This window comes from Peteryoungia aggregata LMG 23059 (genome assembly GCF_030814435.1).
GTDB classification, from domain to species: Bacteria; Pseudomonadota; Alphaproteobacteria; order Rhizobiales; family Rhizobiaceae; genus Allorhizobium; species Allorhizobium aggregatum.
The window spans coordinates 338435-364102 of sequence record NZ_JAUSUW010000005.1; the positions used below are offsets into that span (position 1 = coordinate 338435).

The 25668-nt window shown below is 61.3% G+C and carries 23 protein-coding genes; 16 read left to right on the forward strand and 7 right to left on the reverse strand.

Annotated features, from left to right (window positions below):
* The first annotated feature begins 34 nt into the window (after positions 1-34).
* The 4 genes from J2045_RS11035 to pyrG all read left to right on the forward strand — a co-directional run bounded on the left by J2045_RS11035 (position 35) and on the right by pyrG (position 4123).
* A complete protein-coding gene (locus tag J2045_RS11035; protein ID WP_307372784.1) occupies positions 35-910 on the forward strand; it encodes an alpha/beta fold hydrolase in 876 nt (291 codons plus the stop codon).
* 170 nt (positions 911-1080) lie between these two features.
* Positions 1081-1851 (forward strand): triose-phosphate isomerase, encoded by a 771-nt coding sequence (tpiA, locus tag J2045_RS11040; RefSeq protein WP_307372644.1) that lies wholly within the window; start codon positions 1081-1083, stop codon positions 1849-1851.
* A 107-nt stretch (positions 1852-1958) separates the two neighbouring features.
* Positions 1959-2351 (forward strand): preprotein translocase subunit SecG, encoded by a 393-nt coding sequence (gene secG, locus J2045_RS11045; protein WP_307372646.1) that lies wholly within the window; start codon positions 1959-1961, stop codon positions 2349-2351.
* 134 nt (positions 2352-2485) lie between these two features.
* Positions 2486-4123 (forward strand): CTP synthase, encoded by a 1638-nt coding sequence (gene pyrG, locus J2045_RS11050; RefSeq protein WP_307372786.1) that lies wholly within the window; start codon positions 2486-2488, stop codon positions 4121-4123.
* A 91-nt stretch (positions 4124-4214) separates the two neighbouring features.
* Here the strand turns inward: pyrG and J2045_RS11055 are convergent, their stop codons facing one another.
* The 6 genes from J2045_RS11055 to gltA all read right to left on the reverse strand — a co-directional run bounded on the left by J2045_RS11055 (position 4215) and on the right by gltA (position 11194).
* On the reverse strand, positions 4215-5432 hold the full coding sequence (locus tag J2045_RS11055; protein ID WP_307372788.1) for a molybdopterin molybdotransferase MoeA: 1218 nt from the start codon (positions 5430-5432) through the stop codon (positions 4215-4217).
* Complete coding sequence (gene moaC, locus J2045_RS11060) at positions 5429-5926, reverse strand: cyclic pyranopterin monophosphate synthase MoaC (RefSeq protein WP_307372648.1); 498 nt, start codon at positions 5924-5926, stop codon at positions 5429-5431. The genes J2045_RS11055 and moaC overlap by 4 nt, the downstream gene beginning before the upstream one ends.
* Positions 5923-6738 (reverse strand): indole-3-glycerol phosphate synthase TrpC, encoded by an 816-nt coding sequence (gene trpC / locus J2045_RS11065; protein WP_307372651.1) that lies wholly within the window; start codon positions 6736-6738, stop codon positions 5923-5925. The genes moaC and trpC overlap by 4 nt, the downstream gene beginning before the upstream one ends.
* A gap of 10 nt (positions 6739-6748) precedes the next feature.
* Positions 6749-7771 (reverse strand): anthranilate phosphoribosyltransferase, encoded by a 1023-nt coding sequence (gene trpD / locus J2045_RS11070; RefSeq protein ID WP_307372654.1) that lies wholly within the window; start codon positions 7769-7771, stop codon positions 6749-6751.
* 26 nt (positions 7772-7797) lie between these two features.
* A complete protein-coding gene (locus tag J2045_RS11075) occupies positions 7798-9687 on the reverse strand; it encodes a peptidylprolyl isomerase (RefSeq protein ID WP_307372657.1) in 1890 nt (629 codons plus the stop codon).
* 217 nt (positions 9688-9904) lie between these two features.
* Positions 9905-11194 carry a citrate synthase gene (gene gltA / locus J2045_RS11080; protein ID WP_166599338.1) on the reverse strand — a complete coding sequence of 430 codons (1290 nt, stop codon included), beginning with the start codon at positions 11192-11194 and terminating at the stop codon, positions 9905-9907.
* A 562-nt stretch (positions 11195-11756) separates the two neighbouring features.
* Between gltA and J2045_RS11085 the strand changes: the two genes are divergently transcribed.
* Entirely contained in the window at positions 11757-13943 is a 2187-nt protein-coding gene (locus J2045_RS11085) for a ComEC/Rec2 family competence protein (RefSeq protein WP_370873082.1), read from the forward strand.
* Here J2045_RS11085 and lexA read toward each other — a convergent pair.
* Positions 13937-14653 (reverse strand): transcriptional repressor LexA, encoded by a 717-nt coding sequence (gene lexA / locus J2045_RS11090; protein ID WP_166599336.1) that lies wholly within the window; start codon positions 14651-14653, stop codon positions 13937-13939. The genes J2045_RS11085 and lexA overlap by 7 nt on opposite strands.
* Before the next feature lie 210 nt (positions 14654-14863).
* Here lexA and J2045_RS11095 point away from each other — a divergent pair, with 210 nt between their 5' ends.
* The 11 genes from J2045_RS11095 (at position 14864) to lpdA (ending at position 25611) form a co-directional block, all read left to right on the forward strand.
* Positions 14864-15406: a DUF1003 domain-containing protein gene (locus tag J2045_RS11095; RefSeq protein ID WP_307372667.1), complete on the forward strand. Its 543-nt coding sequence runs from the start codon at positions 14864-14866 to the stop codon at positions 15404-15406.
* A 26-nt stretch (positions 15407-15432) separates the two neighbouring features.
* Complete coding sequence (locus tag J2045_RS11100; RefSeq protein ID WP_307372670.1) at positions 15433-16326, forward strand: VOC family protein; 894 nt, start codon at positions 15433-15435, stop codon at positions 16324-16326.
* Positions 16323-17171: a 3-deoxy-8-phosphooctulonate synthase gene (gene kdsA, locus J2045_RS11105; RefSeq protein ID WP_307372672.1), complete on the forward strand. Its 849-nt coding sequence runs from the start codon at positions 16323-16325 to the stop codon at positions 17169-17171. The genes J2045_RS11100 and kdsA overlap by 4 nt, the downstream gene beginning before the upstream one ends.
* 213 nt (positions 17172-17384) lie before the next feature.
* The gene (eno, locus tag J2045_RS11110) at positions 17385-18659 is read left to right on the forward strand and encodes a phosphopyruvate hydratase (RefSeq protein ID WP_307372676.1); all 1275 of its coding nucleotides are present in this window, start codon (positions 17385-17387) and stop codon (positions 18657-18659) included.
* 139 nt (positions 18660-18798) lie between these two features.
* The gene (locus J2045_RS11115) at positions 18799-19116 is read left to right on the forward strand and encodes an FtsB family cell division protein (RefSeq protein WP_307372679.1); all 318 of its coding nucleotides are present in this window, start codon (positions 18799-18801) and stop codon (positions 19114-19116) included.
* 148 nt (positions 19117-19264) lie between these two features.
* The gene (gene pdhA / locus J2045_RS11120; protein WP_307372683.1) at positions 19265-20311 is read left to right on the forward strand and encodes a pyruvate dehydrogenase (acetyl-transferring) E1 component subunit alpha; all 1047 of its coding nucleotides are present in this window, start codon (positions 19265-19267) and stop codon (positions 20309-20311) included.
* Between the two features lie 15 nt (positions 20312-20326).
* Positions 20327-21703: a pyruvate dehydrogenase complex E1 component subunit beta gene (locus J2045_RS11125; protein WP_307372686.1), complete on the forward strand. Its 1377-nt coding sequence runs from the start codon at positions 20327-20329 to the stop codon at positions 21701-21703.
* Between the two features lie 12 nt (positions 21704-21715).
* Positions 21716-23059, forward strand: a complete 1344-nt coding sequence (locus J2045_RS11130; protein WP_307372689.1) for a pyruvate dehydrogenase complex dihydrolipoamide acetyltransferase — start codon at positions 21716-21718, stop codon at positions 23057-23059.
* Positions 23060-23075: 16 nt separating this feature from the next.
* Positions 23076-23714: an SGNH/GDSL hydrolase family protein gene (locus tag J2045_RS11135; protein WP_307372693.1), complete on the forward strand. Its 639-nt coding sequence runs from the start codon at positions 23076-23078 to the stop codon at positions 23712-23714.
* A gap of 109 nt (positions 23715-23823) precedes the next feature.
* Positions 23824-24090 (forward strand): HP1242/YdcH family protein, encoded by a 267-nt coding sequence (locus J2045_RS11140; protein WP_307372695.1) that lies wholly within the window; start codon positions 23824-23826, stop codon positions 24088-24090.
* Between the two features lie 75 nt (positions 24091-24165).
* Positions 24166-25611 (forward strand): dihydrolipoyl dehydrogenase, encoded by a 1446-nt coding sequence (lpdA, locus tag J2045_RS11145; RefSeq protein ID WP_307372698.1) that lies wholly within the window; start codon positions 24166-24168, stop codon positions 25609-25611.
* Positions 25612-25668: the final 57 nt, after the last annotated feature.

Below are 25668 nucleotides of genomic sequence, written 5' to 3' on the forward strand. Positions count from 1 at the left end.
GCGTGAGCCGAGAGGAAACCCATCTTCCATGCAGATGTCCACAGCTCATTTCCGCACTGCGGCGATTTCCTGCGTTCTCCTTCCGTTTCTGTTTATGTCGAGCGCCGGTGCCGAGACGCTTGCCCCCTTTAAGGATGACCTCTTCTCAGTGCAAACCGTGCTCGAAACGCAGGACGGCGGCGACTTTACCCGTGTCGATTACCAGGAAATGCGCGACATCAATGGCCGCGACAGCATTCCAGAGCGGCGGGTGAAAGATCGTTATGTCGCGCTGAAGGTCCGCCGCGACCAGGAGAACCAGACTCTGCAATTGTCAACGGGTCCGATGGACGTTGGGCGGGTTGGCCGTGACCAGGGGCAGGCCTTCACGGTGATCTTTATCCACGGGCGAGGCGGGGACCGTCGCCTTGGTCTCAATGACCTCAGTTTCGGCGGGAACTTCAACCGCCTGAAGAACCTCGCCGTACAGAACGGCGGAACCTATTATGCCCCTTCGGTACGTAGTTTTGACGAACAGGGCGTTGGAAATGTCGCGGCGCTGGTCGATCACGCCTTCCTTCAATCCGGCGGAAAGCCGGTGATCCTTGCCTGCGCTTCCATGGGCAGCTTCATCTGCTGGGGCATCGCGCGCGACCCGGAAACAGTGGCAAAGCTCTCCGGCATGGCAATCCTTGGTGGCGCGCCAGATCCGGCTCTTTTAAAGAGTGCCGCTGCCAGGGCGAAGCTTCCGATCTGGTTCACCCATGGGAGCCGCGACAGCGTCTACGCGGCAGACGATCAGATCGCCATCTATCGGTCCCTCCGTTCGGCAGGCCAGCCGGCGCGTTTCACCCTGTTCGAGACCGGTTCGCATGGCACACCGGTGCGCATGTCTGACTGGCGCGCCATGCTCAACTGGTTGATCCGCTGAACCGCTATCCACGCAGCCGAATATGCAGGGCATGTGCTGACGAAGCCAGCATCTCTCCGGCCACATTTTCACCATGTCGCCCGATAAAGCGGCCAATCTTGCGGCGCAATCTTTCCTTTCGTGCTCAGATTTGCTACTTCGCAGTAGCGAAATAGGGGTATTATGACGACATGACACCGGATGTTCGTCCGCTCGTTGCGGGCAATTGGAAGATGAACGGCACGCGAGCCTCGCTCGACCAGATCAAGGCCATCGCAGAAGGTGTCCAGGGCCCGCTGGCCGAAAAGGTGGAAAGCCTGATCTGCCCGCCTGCGACCCTGCTTTACGTCGCGACCGCACTCTGCACCGACAGCCCCCTTGAGATCGGTGCCCAGGATTGCCACCAGAATGCATCGGGTGCCCATACGGGCGACCTTTCGGCGGAGATGGTCGCAGATTGTTTCGGCACCCACGTGATCGTAGGGCACTCCGAACGCCGCACGGATCATGCCGAGACGGATCATCTCGTGCGCGCCAAGGCGGAAGCCGCCTACGCAGCCGACCTGACCGCGATCATCTGCATCGGCGAAACGGCTGATGAGCGGAAATCGGGACAGACCCTCGACATCCTGAAGCGTCAGCTCGCCGGCTCCGTCCCTGATGGCGCCAGCGCGGAACGCACGGTGATTGCCTATGAACCCGTCTGGGCAATCGGCACGGGGCTCACGCCGACCGTTGCCGATGTCGCTGAGGCCCATGCCTTTCTTCGCACAGAACTGGTCAAGCGCTTCGGCGACGCCGGCAAGGCCATGCGCATTCTCTACGGCGGCTCGGTCAAGCCTTCCAACGCGAAGGAGCTGATGGCGGTCGACAATGTCGACGGCGCCCTCATCGGTGGTGCGAGCTTGAAGGCGGCGGATTTCCTCGCCATATATCGGGTCTACGAGGACCTCACCGCCTGAACGCGAATGCGCGCAAAAGCAGGTGAGGGGGTTTCAAAGCCCGTTCCTCTGATGTAAAGAGCCGCCAACCTCATTGATTTTGCCCTTTCGGGCAGGATGGACATTCCATGCAGACCGTATTGCTCGTTATCTACCTCATGGTCGTCGTCGCCCTGATCGGCGTCGTCCTTATCCAGCGATCCGAAGGTGGAGGCCTGGGAATTGGTGGCGGTTCCGGCTTCATGTCGGCCCGTGGCACGGCAAATGCCCTCACGCGCACCACGGCCATCCTCGCGACCCTCTTCTTCATCATCTCGCTGGCGCTTGGCATCCTCGCCCGCTACGAGTCGCGCCCGACAGACATTCTCGACCGGATTCCGGCCGGCAATGGCGCGACGCAGGGCAGCGGCGGCGGCAGCGTCCTCGACCAGCTTCCGGGAGCCGCACCCGTGACCCCGGCGCCGGCCACGACCCCGGCTGCGCCGGCTCCGGTCGACCCGAACGCCGTTCCGAACAACTGATCGGAACGCATCCCATCACTCCGGCGGGCTCAAGGGTCCGCCGGTTTTCTTTTGTCTGAATTCCGCCACTCCACACGAAAAATGTGGGACAAGCCCGATTGGGGCTGGCGGAATCGAATCTGAAACGGTATCCGGTGAAGCCCATGGCGCGATATGTATTCATCACTGGCGGCGTGGTTTCCTCTCTCGGTAAAGGAATTGCGGCCGCGGCACTCGGAGCATTGTTGCAGGCACGGGGTTACCGCGTGCGTCTGCGCAAGCTGGACCCCTATCTCAACGTTGACCCGGGCACCATGAGCCCGACTCAGCACGGCGAAGTCTTCGTCACCGATGACGGTGCCGAAACCGACCTCGACCTCGGCCACTATGAGCGTTTTACCGGGCGCTCGGCCACCAAGACCGACAACATCACCACCGGTCGCATCTACAAGAACATCATCGATAAGGAACGCCGCGGTGACTATCTCGGCGCAACCGTCCAGGTCATTCCGCACGTCACCAACGAGATCAAGGACTTCGTGATCGAAGGCAATGACGACTATGATTTCGTCATCTGCGAGATCGGCGGCACCGTCGGCGACATCGAGGCCATGCCCTTCATGGAAGCGATCCGTCAGCTCGGCAACGACCTGCCGCGCGGCACGGCCGTCTACGTTCACCTGACTTTGATGCCCTATATCCCGGCGGCCGGCGAGCTGAAGACCAAGCCGACCCAGCATTCCGTCAAGGAACTGCAGGCACTCGGTATTCATCCCGACATTCTGCTGGTCCGTGCCGACCGCGAAATCCCGCAGGCAGAGCGCCGCAAGCTCTCGCTGTTCTGCAACGTGCGTGAAAGCGCCGTGATCCAGGCCCTCGACGTCGCCAACATCTACGACGTCCCGATGGCCTACCACAAGGAAGGCCTCGACAACGAGGTTCTGGCCGCCTTCGGCATCGAGCCGGCACCGAAGCCGCGCCTGGATGCCTGGGAAGAGGTCTGCAACCGCATCCGCACCCCGGAAGGCGAAGTCACGATCGCGATCGTCGGCAAGTACACGGGCCTCAAGGACGCTTACAAGTCGCTGATCGAAGCCCTGTACCACGGCGGCATCGCCAACCGGGTCAAGGTCAAGCTGGAATGGATCGAGTCCGAGATCTTCGAAAAGGAAGATCCGTCGCCGTGGCTGGAAAAGGTCAACGGCATCCTCGTGCCCGGCGGCTTCGGCGAGCGTGGTTCGGAAGGCAAGATCCTGGCCGCCCAGTTCGCCCGCGAGCGCAAGGTGCCGTATTTCGGCATCTGCTTCGGCATGCAGATGGCGGTCGTTGAAGCTGCACGCAACCTCGCAGGCATCGAGAACGCCTCCTCGACCGAATTTGGCAAGACCGAAGAACCGGTCGTTGGCCTGATGACGGAGTGGATGAAGGGCAACGAGCTCGAGAAGCGTTCGGCCGTTGGCGATCTCGGCGGCACCATGCGCCTCGGCGCCTACAAGGCCTCGTTGAAGAAGGGCACCAAGATTTCCGAGATCTACGGCTCCGCAGATATCTCCGAGCGTCACCGCCATCGCTACGAAGTCAACGTCGACTACAAGGATCGCCTGGAAGCCTGCGGTCTCGTCTTCTCCGGCATGTCGCCGGACGGCCTTCTGCCGGAAACGGTGGAATACCCTGACCATCCGTGGTTCATCGGCGTCCAGTACCATCCGGAGCTGAAGTCGCGCCCGCTCGACCCGCATCCGCTCTTTGCGAGCTTCATCGGCGCGGCGCTGGAACAGAGCCGCCTCGTCTGAGGACGAACTGCAGACAAACCTTGAGAGACCCGGCCATGTGCCGGGTCTTTTGATTCTGGGATATTGCGCGGGGCAGCTTGGGCTTTGCTCGTTATGGACGCAGCAAGAGGACTGGCACGGTGTCACCCGCCTCGACTGCGGCCGCATTGGGCGGACGCACGATCAGGCAGTCTGACTGCGAAAAGATCCGCATCATCGAGGAGTCCTGCTTGCCGAAACTTTCGACGACAGGCATGTCGTCGCTCGTTTCAAGAAGCCGCGCACGAACATAGTCTTGACGCTTGTCATTGGCGGGCAGGGCGGTCTGCAGCCTCGCTGTTGCCATGCGTTGGCGAATCTTTCGATGTCCGAGGTGGCAAAGAAGCGGCTCGAGGAACAGAAGCCCGCAGACCAGGCTTGAAACCGGATTGCCCGGCAGCCCCAGCACCTGCATGTCGCCGAGGCGGCCAACCATCAGGGGTTTGCCCGGACGCATGGCGATCCGCCAGAAATCGAGCTCCATCCCAGCCGCGACAAGCGTCGACTGGACAAGGTCATGGTCGCCAACGGAGGCGCCACCAAGGGTGACGAGTACGTCGACACCGAGGGCGCGCGCCCGCTCCACCGCTTCCCGCAATAGGTCGCGATTGTCCGGCACGATGCCGAGATCGATCACGTCAGCGCCATTGTCACGGGCAAGGGCCGCGATCCCGAAGGTGTTTGAGCCGATGATCTGGCTGGGGCCAAGCTTGCCTCCGGGAGACACCAGTTCGTCACCGGTGGCAAGGATCGCGATCCTTGGGCGACGGTAAACCGGCACAGTTGCGTGGTTCATGGCCGCGGCGAGCGTCAGATGGGTAAAGTCGAGACTGAGCCCGGCAGAAAGGGCCACATCGCCTTCGGCAAAATCCTGACCTCGCGGGCGAATATGACGGCCATGGGTCACGACAAACTGGGTGCGGATGCGCCCGTCATCGAGTTTCTCGGCATCTTCCTGCAGGAGAATGCTGTCGGCACCATCGGGCACGGGCGCTCCGGTAAAGATGCGCACAGCCTGACCTGCGCTGACCGTCCCCGAAAATCCATGCCCGGCTGCCGATTCGCCGATGACGGTGAGCACTGATCCAATCTCGGCCGCATCCTCAGCCCGCAGCGCATAGCCGTCCATGGCCGAGGCGTCAAACGGTGGCTGCGTCAGGCGCGCGGTCAGATCGGTCGCGAGCACGCGCCCATTGGCCTCATGAAGGGATAGCTCTTCTGTATCGCCAATCGGGCGGGCAGCAGCCAGAAGTCGTGCCAGAGCGTCTTCGACCGGCAGCAGCGACATCAGCTGCGCTCCGGATGTCGGAAATCGCCCGACTTGCCGCCACTCTTTTCCATCACGCGGATACCGCCGATTTCCATCGTCTTGTCGACGGCTTTTGCCATGTCGTAGATCGTCAGGCAGGTGACTGAGACGGCCGTCAGCGCCTCCATCTCGACGCCTGTCTTGCCCGTCAGCTTAACGGTCGCTTCGACCCGAAGGCCAGGGAGATCGGCATCCTCCGTGATGTCCACGGTAACCTTCGACAGCATCAGCGGATGGCAAAGCGGAATGAGGTTGCTGGTCTGCTTGGCGGCCATGATGCCGGCGATTCGAGCCGTGCCGATGACGTCGCCCTTCTTGGCATTCCCTGCGATAACAGTCGCAAGTGTCGCGGGGTTCATCCGCACAAAGCCTTCGGCAACCGCGACACGGACCGTGTCATCCTTGGCCGAGACATCCACCACATGCGCCTCGCCGGAGACGCCGATATGTGTCAGCGCGCCGGACGCGGCTGTCATTCGGCCGCCAGGGCGCCGGTCTTGCCGGTCAGAAGCGTGCGGGTGGCAGAGGCGACGTCGTCCTTGCGCATCAGGCTCTCGCCGACCAGGAAGGTCGAAATGCCGGATTTCTCCAGTCGCTGACAATCTTCGTAAGTGAAGATGCCGCTTTCACCGACCAGCAGTCGATCGGGCGGCACCATGGAAGCGAGTTCTTCGCTGACGGTGAGGCTGACCTCGAAGGTCCGCAGATTGCGGTTGTTGATCCCAACCAGCGGAGACTTGAGCTTCAGTGCCCGTTCCATCTCTTCGGCATCATGCACTTCGACGAGCACATCCATTCCCAGCTCAAAGGCGACAGCTTCGAGTTCAGCCGCTTCGCCGTCCGAGAGCGATGCCATGATCAGCAGGATGCAGTCGCCACCCCAGGCGCGGGCCTCGTATACCTGGTAGGCATCGAACATGAAGTCCTTGCGCAGTGCTGGCAGGGCGCATGCCTTGCGGGCCGCCGTCAGGAAGTCCGGTGCGCCCTGGAAGCTCGGCGTGTCGGTCAGCACGGAGAGGCAGGCAGCGCCGCCTGCTTCGTAAGCAGACGCCAGGGACGGCGGATCGAAATCCGGACGGATCAGGCCCTTCGAAGGGCTCGCCTTCTTGATCTCGGCGATCAGGCCGAAACGGCCCTCGTCGCGGGCGCGCACCAGCGCACGGTGGAATCCGCGTGGCGCTTCCTCACCGGCAATCCGGTCCTTGAGCTCTGACAGCGAAACTGCGGCTTTCGCTGCCGCGATTTCTTCCCGCTTGTAGGTCTCTATACGCTTCAGAATATCGGTCATGGTCTCAAGCTTAGCCCTGAGTGGCGGAATTGGAAATGGCAATCAGCGTTTCGAGCGCGCGTGCCGCACTGCCGGTGTCGAGTGACTGACTGGCGAGATGCATGCCCTCTGTCACGTCCCTTGCCTTGCCCGCGACAACAAGCGAGGCCGCAGCATTGCAGAGTGCGACGTCACGATAGGGGGTCTTTGCTCCGCCCAGCACCTCTCGAAGCGCGGCGGCATTGACCGTGCCGTCACCGCCCCGGATAGCGTCGAGCGTTACTGTCTCAACGCCGAAATCGGATGGGGTAAGCTCGAATGTCCGGATCTCGCCATCCTTGAGCTCGGCGACCAGACTCGTGCCGGTCGTGGTGATCTCGTCGAGGCCACTTCCATGCACCACCCAGGCGCTGGTGAGGCCGAGATCGCGCAGTGCCTCCGCACCGGGCACCAACCATTCCGGCGAATAGACGCCGAAGAGCTGCTTCTTCACGCGTGCCGGGCTGGAAAGCGGGCCGACGATGTTGAAGATTGTCCGCGCTCCCAGTTCGACGCGCGCAGGGCCGACATGCCGCATTGCCGGATGATGCAACTGCGCGAACATGAAACCGATCCCGGCTTCACGGATGCAGCGCGAGATCAGATCCGGCTCGATGGCCAGCTTCACGCCCAGTTGCGAGAGTGCGTCTGCCGTGCCGGATTTCGAACTCAGCGCGCGGTTTCCGTGTTTTGCAACCGGAACGCCGGCACCGGCGACGATCAGCGCCGCCAGCGTCGAAATGTTGTAGGTATTGGTTCCGTCCCCACCGGTGCCGACGATGTCGATCGCATCATCTGGCGCGACGACCGGCACCATCTTCTGGCGCATGATCGAGACGGCTCCGGCGATTTCGTCGACGGTTTCCCCGCGAACCCTAAGGCCCATCAGGAAACCGCCAACCTGAGCCATGCTGGCTTCGCCTGACATCAGGATCTCGAAGGCATCGCTCGCTTCCTGTCGTGTCAGTGCCTGGCGCGCGGCAATCTTGGCGATGAATGGCTTCAAACCGGACATTTGCTGCTCCCCCTTTTGTCCGACGCTTATCGGACGATCGCCTGTTGGGCCAGCGCCTGATTGAAGGTCACCCCATATTCGGACTGCAGTTGGTTGACCATCTGGTCGAGGATGTCGTCGCCGGCAGCATTGGCAACCTGCGCGATCTGTTCATCCTCGTTAAGCGGAACTCCGCTGGTGGGCTGGTCGCGCACAGCCGTGACCGTCAGCAGGATCTGGGTCGACGGATCGGCGCCTGATGCAGTGGCCACGGTGCCCTGCGGGCCCGAAAACGCAGCGTTGATCGCTGTCGGCCCGAGCACAGCATCTTCGCTGCGGCGAGTGATGCCAGCCTTGCTTTCGACCGCGAGGCCCAACTCGGTGGCCACATCTTCGAGCTTTCCGCCATCAGCGATGCGCTTGCGCAGGCTTTCGGCCTTTGCACCGAGGGCGATGCGCTGCTGTTCCGCTGTCCAGTCGGCAACGGCTTTTTCGCGCACTTCGGCGAGCGCACGGTCACGTTCCGCCTTGATGTCCGTGACGTCGAACCAGATAAAGCCATTATTGCCGAGATTGACCGGCAGTGCTTCCACGCCGATGTCGGTTCTGAATACCTCGGCAAGCAGTGCGTCGCGCTGCGGAATATCGGCGACTTCCGTCTCGCGAGTGTCGAGGCCGCGGCGATCGATGTCCGTGACGGTCACCGTCTGCAGCTTCAACTGATCGGCGGCTTCCTTCAACGTCGAACCACCGGCGCGCAGATCCTCGAACTGGTCATGGACCGTGGTGATGTCGGTAATCGCAGCCGACTCGGCGAGCGCCTCGCGGATCTCTTCCTTCACCTCGTCCAGACTGCGCGTGCGACCTTCCTTGATATTGGTAATCCGCATGATGACGGGACCGAGGGCGCCGTCGACAACAGGCGTCGTGCCGCCTTCCGCTGTTACGGCAAAGGCCGCGTCCGCAAGTGCCGCGTCGGGCAGGCGGTCGCGGGTGAAGTCACCGAGTAGAACGTCGCCTGCGGTCTTGCCCTGATCGGCCACGAGCTGGTCGAAGCTTGTGCCATTGCTGAGTTCCTGCAGGGCCGCTTCTGCCATTTCGCGGCTTTCGAAGGACAACTGCTCGATCGTGCGCGTGCCAGCGATCTCGTAGGCGGCCTTGCGGCGCTCATAGTCTTCGCGGATCTGGTCGTCCGTGATGGCAGCCTTGTCCGCGATGTCGGCCGGCTCCAGCTTGACATAGTTGAAGCTACGGTATTCCGGCGCGCGATAGCCCGACTTGGTCGTCTCGAACCATGCGGCCAGCGTTGCATCATCCGGAGCCTTGACCGGTTCAATATTGGCATTTGTCAGCAGAAGGTAATTGATGTCGCGGTTTTCGTAGCGATAGGCCTTGAGCGCATCGACGAGCACCTTCGGAGCAACAAAACCGTCTGCGGTGGCATCGACGATTTGACTGCGGATCGCGACCCGCGAGCGCTCCTGGATGTAATCGTCTTCCCGCAGGCCTGCACTGCGGAGGCGCGACGAAAACAGCGTCCGGTCGAAATTGCCGGCGGCGTTCTTGAACGCCGGATCATCGGCAATCAATTGCGCCAGACGATCCTGAGACAGGCCGAGATTCATGTCGGCAGCGAGTTGGTCGAGTGCAGCACCGGCAGCGAGCTGCGAGAAGACCTGCGCTTCCACTCCGAAGGCGCGTGCCTGCTCGGTGGTGAGTTGCGTCCCGAAACGGTTGCTCAGATCCGTCACCTGTCGCTGATAGGCGAAGGCAAAGTCGTTCGAGGAGACCGTCTGATCTCCCACAGCAACAACCGTGTCCGACGTGTTGCTGAACAGGGATGCCGAAACGCCCCACACGCCGAAGGAGACGACGAGCAGCAGAAGCAAGATCTTGGCAAAGACGGTTTGGGAAGCTTTTCGCAGAATGACGAGCATCGGGACGCATGAACCTCATTGTAAACCTTCGTCCGGGACGAAGCAGGTTGACTTCCTTAGAACAAAGCTTTCGGGAAATGAAGGCATCCGGCGGCGAAATGCGCAGCCATCACGGGGAGTTTGATCGCTTCGGACCATCCATATCGCCAACGCGTCTGCAGAAACGAAAGAAGGCCGGACTGAGCCGGCCTTCTCCAAAGATTGGGATGTAAGCGTCTCAGCGCTGCGAGAGCGGCTTGTAGTCGCGCATCGGCTCACCGGTGTAGAGCTGGCGCGGACGGCCAATGCGCTGCTGCGGGTCCTCGATCATCTCGTTCCACTGGGCGATCCAGCCGACGGTGCGGGCCAGCGCGAACAGAACGGTGAACATCGTCGTCGGGAAGCCGAGCGCACGCAGCGTGATGCCCGAGTAGAAGTCGACATTCGGGTACAGTTTCTTCTCGATGAAGTAGGGGTCGCTGAGCGCAATCTTCTCAAGCTCAAGCGCCACCTTCATCAGCGGATCGTCGGCATGGCCGGTCGCCTCAAGCACCTCGTACATGGTCTTCTGCATGATCTTGGCGCGCGGATCGTAGTTCTTGTACACGCGATGGCCAAAGCCCATGAGACGGAACGGATCGTTCTTGTCCTTCGCCTTGGCGATATATTCCGGGATGCGATCAACCGAGCCGATTTCCATCAGCATGTTGAGGGCTGCTTCGTTCGCGCCGCCGTGAGCCGGGCCCCAGAGGCAGGCGATGCCAGCCGCGATGCAGGCGAACGGGTTGGCGCCCGACGAACCGGCGAGACGCACGGTCGAGGTCGAGGCGTTCTGCTCGTGATCGGCATGCAGGATGAAGATGCGATCCATGGCGCGGGCCAGAACCGGGTTCACCTTGTATTCTTCGCACGGCACGGCAAAGCACATGCGCAGGAAATTCGAGGCGTAGTCCAGATCGTTCTTCGGATAAACGAAGGGCTGGCCGATATGGTACTTGTAGGCCATCGCGGCGATCGTCGGCATCTTCGCGATCATGCGCAGCGAGGCGACCATGCGCTGATGCGGATCGGTGATGTCGGTCGAGTCGTGATAGAAGGCCGAGAGCGCGCCGACCGTGCCGACCATGACCGCCATCGGATGGGCGTCACGGCGATAGCCGGAGAAGAACTTGCTCATCTGCTCGTGCACCATGGTGTGGTGCGTGACGCGGTAGTCGAAGTCCTTCTTCTGCGCAGCGGTCGGCAGTTCACCGTAAAGCAGCAGATAGCAGACTTCCAGGAAGTCACCCTTTTCCGCGAGCTGTTCGATCGGATAGCCGCGGTGCAGAAGCGTGCCCTCGTCGCCATCGATATAGGTGATCTTGGATTCGCAGGAGGCGGTGGACGTAAAGCCCGGATCGTAGGTGAACGTACCCGTATGCTTATACAGGGCGGCGATGTCGATGACGTCAGGGCCGATCGTGCCGGCCTTGACGCTCAGGTCGACCGTCTTGTCACCGAGTTTCAAAGAAGCGCTTTTGTCCGTCATGCTATCCTCCGGAATTGGCGGGAAGGCGTCTTGAAAAAGCCGCCATCGGTTAAGCGTGTCGATGTAGCTATATGATACCGAAGTTAATGCCAAGCTATCCAAAGGGCAAATTGTGCGTCGCGAAAACGGCAACAATCGAACCGATCGGTTCTAATCGATTTAAGCCTGAACAGACGGTAAATTTGCCTGGGTTTGCACGTTTTGATTGTTTGAACAGATTGGCCTATCCTGCGCCGGGTGGGGTGGATCGTGGCGGACAGACCGAATGGTCGAAGTTGCGGAACAGCAGGGCCAGGCAAGGGTAGCGGAGGATGCGCCGTCGTCTCCGCCAGCAGTTCTGTGGCCTCACAGCAACGCAAGAAGTCTGCGCTCCACCGCGTCTGCGCCGGCCTCGCGACATTGGCAGGCGGCCTCGCGTTTTCGTCGTTCTCTCGTTGCTTCCATGGAGGAGGAGGTCCGCCACGGACACATTTTCCATTTCGTCCCCGTCGGTCTGGGAGCCGGATCGGCCCTCTGGTTTACCGTATCGAGCCCTCCACCAGCTGTCGTTCTGGGTACCCTCGTGATTCTCCTGATCCTCGGAATGGCAGGGCTCGGACTGCGATCTGGTACGCCGGTTCATCTTGCTCTCTGCGGTGCGATGCTCGTCGTCATCGGAATGCTCCTTGCCGAATGGGAAACCCGTCGTGTCGGAACAGTGATCCTCGACCAGGCCCTGGTGACCACAGTAACCGGGGTCGTCGAGCGGCGGGAGGCCGGCGCTTCCGGCGAATGGCGCTACATAATGAGGGTATCGGCGACAAGCGACCCGACGATAAGGCGTGCGCCGCAGCGTGTTGCGCTCTTGGCGCGCAGCACCCACGAACCCGTGGCGATCGGCGACCGAATGACAGGCAGGGCAAGGCTTTCGCCACCATCCGGCCCGGCCTTGCCGGGGCTCAACGATTTTGCCTTCCAGAGCTACTTTGCCGGGATCGGCGCTGTCGGCTTCTTTCTTGGACCACCGACAGCGATAACCACCCTGGAAGAGGCGGAAGCGAGCCTGCTGACACGGTTCGATTCGGCGTTGTTTTCGCTGCGGGACCGGATTTCGACGCGCATCCGTACCGCCTTGCCGGGAGACCCCGGTGCCTTTGCCGCACAGATCATCACCGGCGAGCGCCGCTCCATGTCGCAGGAGGCCACGGAGGCGCTGCGCCTGTCGGGCCTTGCCCATATCTCCGCGATATCAGGGCTCAACATGGCTCTGGCTGCCGGGATCTTCTTCGTCGGCCTCCGCGGCCTGCTCAGTCTGGCGCCGGCGCTGGCACAGCGGTTTCCCGTGAAGAAGGTTGCCGCCGTCGGCGCGCTGATCGCCATCACGGGCTACGTGCTGATCTCCGGCTACCAGGTGTCGGCGCTTCGTGCCTATCTGATGACGGCAATCATGCTTGTCGCCGTCCTGTTCGATCGGCCGGCCATCAGCCTCCGCAATCTGGCCATCGCTGCCACTGTCATCCTCGCCGTTCAGCCTTCGGCCGTCATGGGGCCGAGCTTTCAGATGTCCTTTGCCGCGACTGCCGCCCTGATTGCCGGTTATGCCGGCTGGCGGGCGCGGCCAAGATCAATCCTGCCAACCGCCCGCTCTGCGGGGCTGCGCATTGCCGGAATCGGCATGAAATTCATCGGCGGAACGCTGGCGACGTCGCTGATCGGCGGGCTGGCAACAGCCATCTTCGCCATCACTCATTTTCACCGCCTGTCGACCCACAGTCTTGAGGCCAATCTGGCCGCCATGCCGCTCATCTCCCTCGTTGTCATGCCGGCGGGCTTCGTGGCGATGCTCCTGATGCCCTTCGGCCTGGACGCCCCCTTCTTCTGGATCATGGGGCAGGGCCTCGAACTGGTGCTGCTTGTCGCACACACGGTCGCCGGCTGGGGCGGTGGCTATGTCTTTCCAAGATTGCCCGACTGGTTCTTGATCGGAACGACCGTCGGTATCCTGCTGCTCACTCTGCTGAGAACGGTGTTGCGTCACGCTGGCACCTCATTGATCCTGGTGACGCTGGTGGCTGCCTTGCTGGTCCCGAAGGTGCCGGTGGGCGATCTGGTGATCAGCGAGGACGCTCGCCTCGTCACGTTCTGGACAGGACAAGCACCGGACCTCGCATTGGCCAGCAACCGAACGCGGCCATCGGCCTTTGTTTTCGATCAGTGGAGGCCGGTGCTGGGGGTGGAAAGGGTGATGCCGCCGGTGATGGTCCCTGTCGATCCCCTGCCACCGACGCCGGACTGGCGATCCGGCCAGGAACTGACCGAAGCACAGCGCCTGGCGGCCGCGACGATCCTGGATAGCCTGATCCGAAAAGCCGAAACCAGCCACTTTGTTTGCATCAAGCAGGTCTGCGCCGCACGACTGAAGGGCAATCACCTATTGTTGACCCTGGAGCGGCCGAACCTTCTGGGCATGGCCTGCGATCGGGCTGACATCGTGGTCTTGGCGGCACGAACGCGGCTGGCATCCTGCCGCTCGGGTGCCGCGCTGATTTCCGAAACGAGCCTGCGCGCCATCGGTGCGCTGGAAGTCTCCGGCCTTGGCAGTATTGATGAGGGAATTCGGCTCAAGACGTCCTTCAGCGGCCCGGCAAGACCCTGGACGGCGCACCGCCTCCATGACTGGCGTAGCGGCACGAATGCTAAGCTGCATGAGGCGCCGACCGTGCTCGGGTGGCGAACTGAGATCGAGGACGCGGGCGCCCGAAATCAGTGATAGCGACGGATGAGGCCGACCAACTTGCCCTGGATCTTGACTCGGTCCGGGGGAAAGATGCGGGTCTCATAGGCCGGATTGGCTGCCTCCAGCGCGATCGACGCACCACGGCGCCGGAACCGCTTCAGCGTCGCTTCCTCGTCGTCCACCAGGGCCACGATGATATCGCCCGGATTGGCATTGTTGGCATTGCGGATGATCACCGTGTCGCCGTCGAGAATGCCGGCTTCGATCATCGAATCGCCCTTCACCTCCAGCGCATAATGCTCGCCGGAACCGATCATTTCGGCAGGAACGGTGATGTCGTGCGTATTGTTCTGGATCGCGGAGATGGGAACACCCGCTGCAATACGGCCCATCACCGGCACCGAGACGGAAGACTGGCTGTCCTCAACGGCAGGCTTGCTCAATGCCGGTGGCGGTGGCGTCTTGCCGAGACTGCCCTCGATGACGCTCGGTGCGAAGCCCCGGCGAGGCTGCAGGCTGGGCGTATAAGCCTCAGGCAGCTTGATGACTTCCAGCGCGCGGGCACGGTTGGGAAGCCGGCGGATGAAGCCACGCTCCTCAAGCGCGGTGATCAGGCGATGAATGCCTGATTTGGAGGCGAGGTCGAGCGCATCCTTCATCTCGTCGAAGGACGGCGGGACACCCGATTCCTTCATCCGCTCATGGATGAAGAGAAGCAGTTCCTGTTGCTTGCGCGTCAGCATATGTGGTGCCCCCAAGATGAAACAAAGCCAGAACAGACACTATATGTTCCATTTGTGTTCCGCAAGTGGATAAATTTTCGTGAACATCGCACGCGAAAATGCGATAGGCCCATTGAGGCCGGCTTCGGTGTTCGCGGGGGCCTCGTCCTTGCAGACAAGCCGAGATCGGTCCGCGGTGCAGTGCAAATCGGTGACCGGTGAGATCGTCCCATGCTGAAAGACCTGGAAAAATCCCTGCTCGGAAAGCCGACGGACGAACTGACTCCTGCCGAAAAGAAGGTGCTGGTGAAGGCCCGCCAGCGGCGGACGGTATCCACCAACGCAGGCGAGGATTTCCTTGCCGGAGCAACCTTCGGTCAGCGACTCGCGGATGGCATTGCCAGGATCGGAGGGTCCTGGGGCTTCATCATCGGCTTCATGCTGTTCCTGGTGGCCTGGGTCATCTTGAACACGGTCCTCCTCGCCGCCCGGCCACTCGATCCCTATCCCTTCATCTTCCTCAACCTTCTGTTGTCCATGGTGGCCGCCATCCAGGCGCCGATCATCATGATGAGCCAGAATCGCCAGGCCGAACGGGATCGCTTCATGGCTGCCAAGGACTATGAGATCAATCTGAAGGCAGAGATCGAGGTGTTGGCCCTGCATCACAAGATCGACGAACAGGTCTTGAAGGAGTTGCGCGAGACCCGCCAGGAGATTGATGCCGTCAGACAGGCCATCGAAGCCCTTACAGGCCGGTCCGGCCAATCCTAGATCTATCAGAGAAAATGGTTTCCCCGATGTTGAACACTGCCTTCACGCCACGCGCTGTCGACCACCTCGTGCTCCCGGTCGTTGACCTTGAAACCTGCCGAAGCCGGCTGACTCGTCTCGGCTTCACCGTGGCGGCGGATGCTCGACATCCCTTCGGGACCGAGAATGCCTGCGTCTTTTTCCAGGACGACACCTATCTCGAGCCGCTGGCGGTGGGCAGCCGCGAGGATTGCCTGGAGGCGCAGCGCCAAGGCAACGTGTTTGTGTCCCGCGACCATGCCTTTCGCTTCCGTCGCGGGGAGGGGCTTTCTGCCGTCGTGGTGAAAACGGATGATGCCCAAGCCGATCATGCCCGTTATGTCGAGGAAGGCTTGAGCGGTGGCGCGCTGCTGCGCTTCTCGCGGGAGTTCCGTTTTCCCGATGGGCGGGCTGCGCAAGGCGCCTTCCTGCTCGCCTTTGCAGCCGATCTGCGATCCCCGGATTTCTTTGGATTCGCCTGTCAGCGGGTCAATCCCCTGCCGTCCGACAGAGGTGGACTGCTTGTCCATGACAATGGAGCGACTGGCCTTGCCCGGATCGTTCTCGTCGAGGAGAACCCGAGCGATTTCCAGTATCTCCTTGAAACGCTCTTCGACCAGCGAGAGGTAGCGGCTCATTCCTTCGGTCTTTCGATCCAATCGGCCAATGCGATGATCGACGTTCTGACGCCGGAGGGCTTCTCTGCCCAATACGGACAAGCTCTTTCCATGTCCGAGCGCGGCTTGCAGGGAGCGGCCGTTGTCATTGGTGTCGCCGATCTCGGCGTGACAGAAGGCTGCCTCGCTGCTAATGGCGTCGACTATCGGAAAACGGGCGCGCGCCTCGTCGTTGCGCCGGCAAAGGGCCAGGGTGTCACCTTCGCCTTCGAGGAGCTGAAATGAGCATTGTCACCAATTCGGAAGTCGTGGTCGGCGAAGGTTCGGCCAAGGCCGTCTTCTCCCAGAAGGGCCGCTTTGCCCTGATCGCCGGCCCCTGCCAGATGGAAAGCCGCGACCACGCCTTCATGATCGCCGGTCAGCTTGTCGAGCTCTGCCGCGAACTCGGCCTCGGTCTCGTCTACAAGTCCTCCTTCGACAAGGCGAACCGTACCTCGCTGTCCGCCGAGCGCGGGATTGGCCTGGAAACGGCAATGGAAGTCTTCGCCGACATCAAGAAGGAATTCGGCGTTCCTGTTCTCACCGACATCCACACGGAAGAACAGTGTGCGGCTGTCGCCCCGACCGTCGACATTCTTCAGATCCCGGCCTTTCTCTGCCGCCAGACGGACCTGCTCGTTGCCGCCGCCAAGACCGGTCGCGCGATCAACGTCAAGAAGGGCCAGTTCCTCGCCCCCTGGGACATGAAGAATGTGCTGAACAAGCTCAATGCGAGCGGCAATCCCAACGTGCTGCTTTGCGAGCGCGGCGCCTCCTTCGGTTACAACACGCTCGTCTCCGACATGCGCTCGCTGCCGATTATGGCCGCGATGGGCGCGCCTGTCGTCTTTGATGCGACCCATTCGGTGCAGCAGCCGGGCGGGCAGGGCGGATCGTCGGGCGGACAGCGCGAATTTGTCGAAACCCTTGCGCGCGCGGCGGTGGCGGTTGGTGTCGGCGGTCTCTTCGTCGAGACTCACCAGGATCCGGACAATGCCCCTTCGGATGGTCCGAACATGGTGAAGATCACCGACATGCGCCGGCTCTTGGAAAAACTCATCGCCTTCGATGAGATCGCCAAGGCATCCTGAGCGGCCACTCGTAGCGCTTCAATCGGTTGAACCAGTCTCGTCGGCGGCGGGTTCGGTTTAAATCGATTAGATTTCGTTCACGACCCTCCCGATCCGTCATTGTATTTTGCGGATCATCGGATAAGACAGGGTGACTCACAGGAAGATCCAGAGGCGTTGCGCCCAGCGATCGGCCGTAGAGCCTTGTCCAATTTCCGTCTACAGGGAGCGAACATGACCGCCATTACCGACATCATCGGCCGCGAGATACTCGACAGCCGCGGCAACCCGACCGTCGAGGTCGACGTCTATCTCGAAGACGGCAGCATGGGCCGTGCGGCTGTTCCCTCGGGCGCGTCGACCGGTGCGCATGAAGCCGTCGAACTGCGCGATGGTGGTTCGCGTTATCTCGGCAAGGGCGTTGAAAAGGCAGTCGAAGCCGTCAACGGCGAGATCTACGATGCGATCGGCGGCCACGATGCCGAAAACCAGATCCAGATCGACAACCTGATGATCCAGCTCGATGGTACGCCGAACAAGGCGCGCCTCGGTGCCAACGCCATCCTCGGCGTGTCCCTCGCCGTCGCCAAGGCTGCGGCCCAGTCCTCCGGCCTGCCGCTTTACCGTTACGTCGGTGGCCCGAACGCCCATGTCCTGCCGGTTCCGATGATGAACATCATCAACGGTGGCGCCCATGCCGACAACCCGATCGACTTCCAGGAATTCATGATCGTGCCGGTTGGCGCCGATACCATCCGCGACGCCGTTCGCATGGGCTCGGAAGTCTTCCACACGCTCAAGAAGCAGCTCGCAGCCGACGGCCACAATACGAATGTCGGTGATGAAGGCGGCTTTGCCCCCGGTCTCGCATCCGCTCCGGCCGCCCTCGACTTCATCATGAAGTCGATCGAAAAGGCTGGCTATCGTCCGGGCGAAGACATGCACATCGCGCTCGATTGCGCCTCGACCGAATTCTTCAAGGACGGCAAGTACGTTCTCGAAGGCGAAGGCCGCACGCTCGAGCCGGAAGCCATGGCCGAATACCTCGCTGAGCTGGCTGCCAAGTACCCGATCTTCTCGATCGAAGACGGCATGGCAGAAGACGACTGGGATGGCTGGAAGGCGCTGACCGACAAGATCGGCAAGAAGGTCCAGCTCGTAGGTGACGATCTTTTCGTCACCAACTCGGCCCGCCTGCGCGACGGTATCAAGATGGGCGTTGCCAACTCCATCCTGGTCAAGGTCAACCAGATCGGCTCGCTTTCCGAAACCCTCGATGCCGTCTCGACGGCCCACCGCGCTGCGTACACAGCCGTGATGTCGCACCGTTCGGGCGAAACCGAGGATTCGACGATCGCCGATCTCGCAGTTGCCACCAACTGCGGTCAGATCAAGACTGGCTCACTTGCCCGCTCCGACCGCACCGCGAAGTACAACCAGCTGATCCGCATCGAGGAAGAGCTGGGCCCGCAGGCGCGTTACGCAGGGTCTTCCATCCTGCGCGGCTGAGCGTATCCGATACCGTATGTAGGCCCGCGTCGCTTGCCGGCGCGGGCTTTTTCTTTTGCACTGCGAACACGGTCAACGATCGGTTAAGACATGCTCGCTAGCCTGAGCGCCAGTTTCGCGTTTCAGGGCATTTGTCGGCATGTGGACCAGACATCACAAAAAGAAAAAATACGGCCGCCTCATCCTTCCTGCTGTCACAGTCGCTTTCCTGTCTTATTTCGGATATCACTCTGTCCATGGTGACTATGGGTTGAAAGCTGGTCAGCAATTCGAGCGCGTCCGTCTTGAGCGGAGTGCTGAACTCGACAAGCTTGTTACGCAGCGCAGCGTCCTGGAGAAGGAGGTTGGCCTGTTGAGTGATGGTTCCCTCGACGAGGATATCATCGACGAAAAGGCGCGCTATCAGCTCAACATGTCGCGTCCGGATGAAATCGTCATCTTCAACACCTATTTCTGATTAACCGAAATTCGGTTAATCGTAAATTTTTTAGTCATTACAGTTGCTTGCGGCGAATGTTAGCCATGCATTTATGGCATTGCCGCCGCCGTTTTTCTTCCCTATTCTGTGTCCAACTTTGGACCATAATAACCCATGGGAGGGATGCATGGCGCCTCGCAAGCCAGCAGCTGCGAACGGTCGGAAGTCTTCCGCCAAGTCGGCCGGCAAGGAATTCACCGGAAAAAACGCACCCGAATTCGGAGCAGATGAAGAGCTTCACGCATACCGTGAAATGCTTCTGATCCGCCGTTTCGAAGAGAAGGCCGGCCAGCTTTACGGCATGGGCTTCATCGGGGGCTTCTGTCACCTGTATATCGGCCAGGAAGCTGTGGTCGTCGGCATGCAGATGGCGCAGAAAGAGGGTGATCAGGTCATCACCGCCTATCGCGACCACGGACATATGCTCGCAGCGGGCTTGAGCGCTCGCGGCGTCATGGCCGAGCTCACGGGTCGCCGCAGCGGCCTGTCGAAGGGCAAGGGCGGCTCCATGCACATGTTCTCGAAAGAGAAGCATTTCTATGGTGGCCACGGCATCGTCGGCGCGCAGGTTTCGCTCGGAACCGGCCTCGCCTTCGCCAACAAGTATCGCGGCAACGACAATGTCTCTGTCGCCTATTTCGGCGACGGCGCGGCCAACCAGGGCCAGGTCTACGAGAGCTTCAACATGGCTGCTCTTTGGCAGCTGCCGATCATCTACATCGTTGAGAACAACCGTTACGCCATGGGCACCTCGACGGCCCGCGCCACGGCCCAGTCCAACTACTCCCTGCGTGGCTCCGGCTTCGGCATCCCCGGCGTCCAGGTCGACGGCATGGATGTGCGCGCGGTGAAGGCAGCCGCCGATGAGGCGCTCGAGCATTGCCGTTCCGGCAAGGGTCCGATCATTCTTGAAATGCTGACCTATCGCTATCGCGGCCACTCTATGTCCGACCCGGCGAAGTATCGCTCCAAGGAAGAAGTGCAGAAGATGCGGTCGGAGCAGGATCCGATCGAACAGGTCAAGGCCCGTCTCCTCGAGAATGGCTGGGCCTCAGAAGACCAGCTCAAGGCGATCGACAAGGATGTGCGTGACATTGTCGCGGACAGTGCCGATTTCGCCCAGGCCGATCCGGAGCCGGATGTTTCCGAGCTCTACACCGACATTCTTCTGTAATCGGGGAGGGAACCCATGCCGATCGAAATTTTGATGCCCGCCCTTTCTCCGACAATGGAAGAAGGCACGCTTTCCAAGTGGATCAAGCAGGAAGGCGACACCGTAAAGTCTGGCGACGTGATCGCCGAGATCGAGACCGACAAGGCGACCATGGAAGTGGAAGCCGTCGATGAAGGCGTGCTCGGCAAGCTGCTGATCGCCGCCGGCACCGAAAACGTCAAGGTCAATACGCCGATCGCCGTTCTCCTGCAGGATGGTGAAAGCGCTGATGCTGCCCCCGCTCCGAAGGCAGCGCCTGCTGCCGCCGAGCCGGTATCCGCACCAGCGGCTGCAGCGCCCGCTGCTGCTGCCGTTCCGGCCGCTCCGAAGGTGGAAGTGGCTAGCGATCCGGACGTTCCGGCCGGCACCGAAATGGTGACGATGACGGTGCGTGAAGCGCTGCGCGAAGCCATGGCCGAGGAAATGCGCGCCAATCCTGACGTCTTCATCATGGGTGAAGAAGTCGCCGAATATCAGGGCGCCTACAAGATTACGCAGGGGCTTCTGCAGGAATTCGGCGCCAAGCGTGTCGTCGATACCCCGATCACCGAGCATGGCTTTGCCGGCCTCGGCGTTGGTGCTGCAATGGCCGGCCTGAAGCCGATCGTCGAATTCATGACCTTCAACTTCGCCATGCAGGCGATCGACCACATCATCAACTCGGCTGCCAAGACGCTCTACATGTCCGGCGGCCAGATGGGTGCGCCGATCGTCTTCCGTGGCCCGAACGGTGCAGCTGCCCGCGTTGGCGCCCAGCACAGCCAGGACTATGCCGCCTGGTACAGCCAGATCCCGGGCCTGAAGGTCGTGATGCCCTACACGGCAGCCGACGCCAAGGGCCTGCTGAAGGCTGCCATCCGCGATCCGAACCCGGTCATCTTCCTGGAAAACGAAATCCTCTACGGTCACTCCTTCGAAGTGCCGAAGATGGATGACTTTGTCCTGCCGATCGGCAAGGCGCGTATCCACAAGACCGGCAAGGACGCGACCATCGTTTCCTTCGGTATCGGCATGACCTATTCGGTCAAGGCCGTCGAGGAACTGGCGAAGGAAGGCATCGACGTCGAACTGATCGACCTCAGAACCATCCGTCCGATGGATCTGCCGACCGTCATCGAATCCGTCAAGAAGACCGGCCGCCTTGTCACCGTCGAGGAAGGCTATCCGCAGTCCTCCGTCGGCACCGAAATTGCGACCCGCGTCATGCAGCAGGCCTTCGACTATCTGGATGCGCCGATCCTGACGATCGCCGGCAAGGATGTGCCGATGCCGTATGCGGCCAATCTTGAAAAGCTGGCACTGCCGAGCGTTGCCGAAGTCGTTCAGGCCGTCAAAACCGTCTGCTACAAGTAAGGGGGCAAGGTCATGCCGATCAATATCACCATGCCGGCCCTGTCTCCGACGATGGAAGAGGGCAATCTGGCCAAGTGGCTGGTCAAGGAAGGCGACAAGGTCAAGTCCGGCGACGTGATCGCCGAGATCGAGACCGACAAGGCAACCATGGAAGTGGAAGCCGTCGATGAGGGCATCATCGCAAAGATCGTCGTTCCCGCCGGCACCGAAGCCGTGAAGGTCAACGCACTGATCGCGATCCTCGCCGAGGAAGGCGAGGACGTGGCTGCCGCCGCCGCAGGTGGCGGATCGTCTGCACCGAAGGCCGAGGCTGCACCGGCGCCCAAGGCAGAAGCAGCACCTGCGCCTGCCGCGGCACCAGCTGCAGCGCCGGCCCCTGCAGCAGCGTCGGCTGCTCCGGCAGCGTCGAGCGGGGAGCGGGTCTTTGCCTCGCCGCTCGCTCGTCGCCTTGCCAAGGAAGCCGGTCTCGACCTGAAAGCTGTGTCGGGCTCCGGTCCGAAGGGCCGCGTCGTCAAGAGCGACGTCGAAAAGGCCGTCAGCACCGGTGGTGCAAAGGCTGCACCGGCTCCATCAGCAGCTGCATCGAGCGCAGCTCCTGCACCGGTTCTCGCCAAGGGTGCGTCGGAAGAAGCCGTTCTCAAGAACTTCGCCGAAGGCTCCTACGAGCTCGTGCCGCATGACGGCATGCGCAAGACGATCGCCAAGCGCCTGCAGGAATCCAAGCAGACCATTCCGCATTTCTACGTCTCCGTGGATTGCGAACTGGATGCCCTGATGGCGCTTCGTGCCCAGCTGAATGCCGCTGCCCCCGAAAAGGACGGCAAGCCGGCCTACAAGCTCTCGGTCAACGACATGGTGATCAAGGCCCTGGCCCTCGCTCTGCGTGACGTGCCGGATGCCAACGTCTCCTGGACCGACACCAACATGGTCAAGCACAAGCATGCTGATGTCGGTGTGGCGGTCTCGATCCCCGGCGGCCTGATCACCCCGATCATCCGCAAGGCCGAGGAAAAGAGCCTGTCCACCATCTCCAACGAGATGAAGGACCTCGGCAAGCGCGCCAAGGACCGCAAGTTGAAGCCCGAAGAATACCAGGGCGGCACGACTGCCGTGTCCAACATGGGCATGATGGGCGTGAAGAGCTTCTCTGCCGTGGTTAACCCGCCGCATGCAACGATCCTCGCGGTCGGCGCCGGCGAAGAGCGGGTTGTGGTCAAGAAGGGCGAGATGAAGGTAGCGAACGTTATGACCGTGACGCTCTCGACCGACCATCGCTGCGTCGATGGCGCGCTCGGTGCCGAACTGCTCGGTGCCTTCAAGCGCTACATCGAAAATCCGATGGGCATGCTGGTCTGATCCGGGGAGCGGTGCCATGAAGACCGTTCTCGCCTACGGCGACAGCCTGACATGGGGATACGACCCGGTAAACTTGGGTCGGCATGTCCACGAGGACCGCTGGACGAGCGTCTTGCAGAAGGCACTCGGCCATGGGGTCAGGGTGATTGCCGAAGGCCTGAACGGCCGCACCACCGCCTATGACGACCATCTGGGTGACTGCGAGCGCAACGGCGTGAAGCTGCTGCCGACGATCCTGGCGACACACAAGCCGATTGATCTCGTGATCATCATGCTGGGGACCAATGACCTCAAGCGCGGGATCCAGGGAACGGCGATCGGCGCGACCAGCGGCGTCAAGCGGCTGGTCAAGCTCGTCCAGAAGCATGACTGGGGTTTCGAGTTCGAGGAGCCCGAGATCCTGATCGTCGCACCGCCCGCGATCCGTGAGACGGCCAATTCGGTGTTCGGCGCCATGTTCAACCACTCGGTGGAAGAAGGCGCCATGCTTGCCAGCATGTACCGCGATGCGGCAGACGAATCGGGATGCGCCTTCTTCGACGCGGGATCGGTCGCAGAGACCACGCCGCTCGACGGCATCCATCTCGATGCGGAAAACACCCGTGCGATCGGTCGCGGTCTTGAGCCTGTCGTCCGCATGATGCTTGGACTTTGAAGAAAGACCGCATCCTGCATCCTCTGGCAGGGCGCGTTGATCAAAATCAAGGAGGTCTTGTGCGCTGCGTCTAACCTGAGCCCATCAACCCGCAAGAGGAGATGGGATCATGTCGAACACACCGCACGAACTGGCAGTGGAATTCCCGGAACACGTCGCGCTGATGCGTCATCTGAAGGAAACGGATGGTCACTTTGCGAGATTGTTCGAAGCCTATCATGAGGTGAACCGGGCCATCCACCGCGCCGAAACCGATGTCGAGCCTGCAGACGACTTCCACATCGTGGAAATGCGCAAGAAGCGGATGCAGCTCAAGGATGAAATCTACGGGATGCTGGTTCATCACGAACCGGAAGCCGAGAAGCCTGCAGTCTGAGGTTCTCGCTTCCAGTCCCGAACCGGGCCTCCGCTTGAGCGGGGGCTCGCAAGAAACCGAGGAGTGGAAGCGCCCATGTCGAATGCTTACGACGTCATCATCATCGGCTCCGGCCCCGGCGGTTACGTCACCGCCATCCGTGCGGCCCAGCTCGGCCTGAAGACCGCGATCGTCGAACGCGAGCACCTGGGCGGCATCTGCCTGAACTGGGGCTGCATCCCGACCAAGGCGCTGCTGCGCTCAGCCGAGATCCTCGATCACGCCAACCACGCCAAGGCTTACGGCCTGACGCTGAATGGCACGATGACCGCCGACGTCAAGGAAGTCGTCGCCCGTTCGCGTGGCGTGTCTGCCCGCCTCAATGGCGGCATCGGCTTCCTGATGAAGAAGAACAAGATCGACGTCATCTGGGGCGAGGCCAAGCTTTCGAAGCCCGGCGAAGTAGTCGTCGGCAAGATGACCAAGCCCGTTGTCGAGCCGCAGAACCCGGTTCCGAAGGGCGTGCTGGGCGAGGGCACCTATACCGCCAAGCACATCATTGTGGCCACCGGCGCCCGTCCGCGCGCACTGCCCGGCATCGAGCCGGATGGCAAGCTGATCTGGACCTATTTCGAAGCGATGAAACCTGATTTCATGCCGAAGTCGCTGGTCGTGATGGGGTCGGGCGCCATCGGCATCGAATTCGCCTCCTTCTATCGCTCAATGGGCGTCGACGTGACTGTTGTCGAGCTGATGGCCAACATCATGCCGGTCGAAGACGTGGAAATCTCCACCTTCGCCCGCAAGCAGCTGGAAAAGCGCGGCATCAAGATCATCACCGAAGCCAAGGTGTCGAAGGTCGAAAAGGGTGCAAACTCCATCACCGCCCATATCGAGACCAAGGATGGCAAGGTCCAGACGATCACGGCTGACCGCCTGATCTCCGCCGTTGGCGTCCAGGGCAATATCGAGAACCTCGGCCTCGAAACGCTCGGCGTCAAGACCGATCGCGGCTGCATCGTCATCGACGGCTACGGCAAGACCAATGTGCCGGGCCTCTATGCGATCGGCGATGTCGCCGGCCCGCCAATGCTGGCCCACAAGGCTGAGCATGAGGGCGTCATCTGCATCGAGAAGATCGCCGGTGTTCCGGGCGTGCATCCGATGGACAAGGCCAAGATCCCGGGCTGCACCTATTGCAACCCGCAGGTCGCCTCTGTCGGTCTGACGGAAGCCAAGGCGAAAGAACAGGGCCGCGACATTCGCGTCGGCCGCTACTCCTTCGCCGCCAACGGCAAGGCGATCGCGCTTGGCGAAGACCAGGGCATGATCAAGACGATCTTCGACAAGAAGACCGGCGAACTGATCGGCGCCCATATGGTCGGTGCGGAAGTGACAGAGCTCATCCAGGGCTTTGTCGTCGCGATGAACCTGGAGACGACGGAAGAAGAGCTGATGCACACGATCTTCCCGCATCCGACCCTGTCGGAAATGATGAAGGAAAGCGTGCTGGACGCCTATGGCCGTGTCTTGAACGCCTGACATCCGGTTGTGAGATGAGCTCTTGCCGCCTATATAGGCGGCGGGAGTCCTACCCGA

Excerpts from the sequence above, each read along its gene's own strand:
- J2045_RS11035 (WP_307372784.1), top strand. The coding sequence starts at position 35 with ATGTCCACAGCTCATTTCCGCACTGCGGCGATTTCCTGCGTTCTCCTT.
- tpiA (WP_307372644.1), top strand. The coding sequence starts at position 1,081 with ATGACACCGGATGTTCGTCCGCTCGTTGCGGGCAATTGGAAGATGAAC.
- secG (WP_307372646.1), top strand. The coding sequence starts at position 1,959 with ATGCAGACCGTATTGCTCGTTATCTACCTCATGGTCGTCGTCGCCCTG.
- moaC (WP_307372648.1), bottom strand. The coding sequence starts at position 5,926 with ATGACAGCCGCGTCCGGCGCGCTGACACATATCGGCGTCTCCGGCGAG.
- trpC (WP_307372651.1), bottom strand. The coding sequence starts at position 6,738 with ATGACCGATATTCTGAAGCGTATAGAGACCTACAAGCGGGAAGAAATC.
- trpD (WP_307372654.1), bottom strand. The coding sequence starts at position 7,771 with ATGTCCGGTTTGAAGCCATTCATCGCCAAGATTGCCGCGCGCCAGGCA.
- J2045_RS11075 (WP_307372657.1), bottom strand. The coding sequence starts at position 9,687 with ATGCTCGTCATTCTGCGAAAAGCTTCCCAAACCGTCTTTGCCAAGATC.
- gltA (WP_166599338.1), bottom strand. The coding sequence starts at position 11,194 with ATGACGGACAAAAGCGCTTCTTTGAAACTCGGTGACAAGACGGTCGAC.
- lexA (WP_166599336.1), bottom strand. The coding sequence starts at position 14,653 with ATGCTGACGCGCAAGCAACAGGAACTGCTTCTCTTCATCCATGAGCGG.
- J2045_RS11095 (WP_307372667.1), top strand. The coding sequence starts at position 14,864 with ATGCTGAAAGACCTGGAAAAATCCCTGCTCGGAAAGCCGACGGACGAA.
- J2045_RS11100 (WP_307372670.1), top strand. The coding sequence starts at position 15,433 with ATGTTGAACACTGCCTTCACGCCACGCGCTGTCGACCACCTCGTGCTC.
- kdsA (WP_307372672.1), top strand. The coding sequence starts at position 16,323 with ATGAGCATTGTCACCAATTCGGAAGTCGTGGTCGGCGAAGGTTCGGCC.
- eno (WP_307372676.1), top strand. The coding sequence starts at position 17,385 with ATGACCGCCATTACCGACATCATCGGCCGCGAGATACTCGACAGCCGC.
- J2045_RS11115 (WP_307372679.1), top strand. The coding sequence starts at position 18,799 with ATGTGGACCAGACATCACAAAAAGAAAAAATACGGCCGCCTCATCCTT.
- pdhA (WP_307372683.1), top strand. The coding sequence starts at position 19,265 with ATGGCGCCTCGCAAGCCAGCAGCTGCGAACGGTCGGAAGTCTTCCGCC.
- J2045_RS11125 (WP_307372686.1), top strand. The coding sequence starts at position 20,327 with ATGCCGATCGAAATTTTGATGCCCGCCCTTTCTCCGACAATGGAAGAA.
- J2045_RS11130 (WP_307372689.1), top strand. The coding sequence starts at position 21,716 with ATGCCGATCAATATCACCATGCCGGCCCTGTCTCCGACGATGGAAGAG.
- J2045_RS11135 (WP_307372693.1), top strand. The coding sequence starts at position 23,076 with ATGAAGACCGTTCTCGCCTACGGCGACAGCCTGACATGGGGATACGAC.
- J2045_RS11140 (WP_307372695.1), top strand. The coding sequence starts at position 23,824 with ATGTCGAACACACCGCACGAACTGGCAGTGGAATTCCCGGAACACGTC.
- lpdA (WP_307372698.1), top strand. The coding sequence starts at position 24,166 with ATGTCGAATGCTTACGACGTCATCATCATCGGCTCCGGCCCCGGCGGT.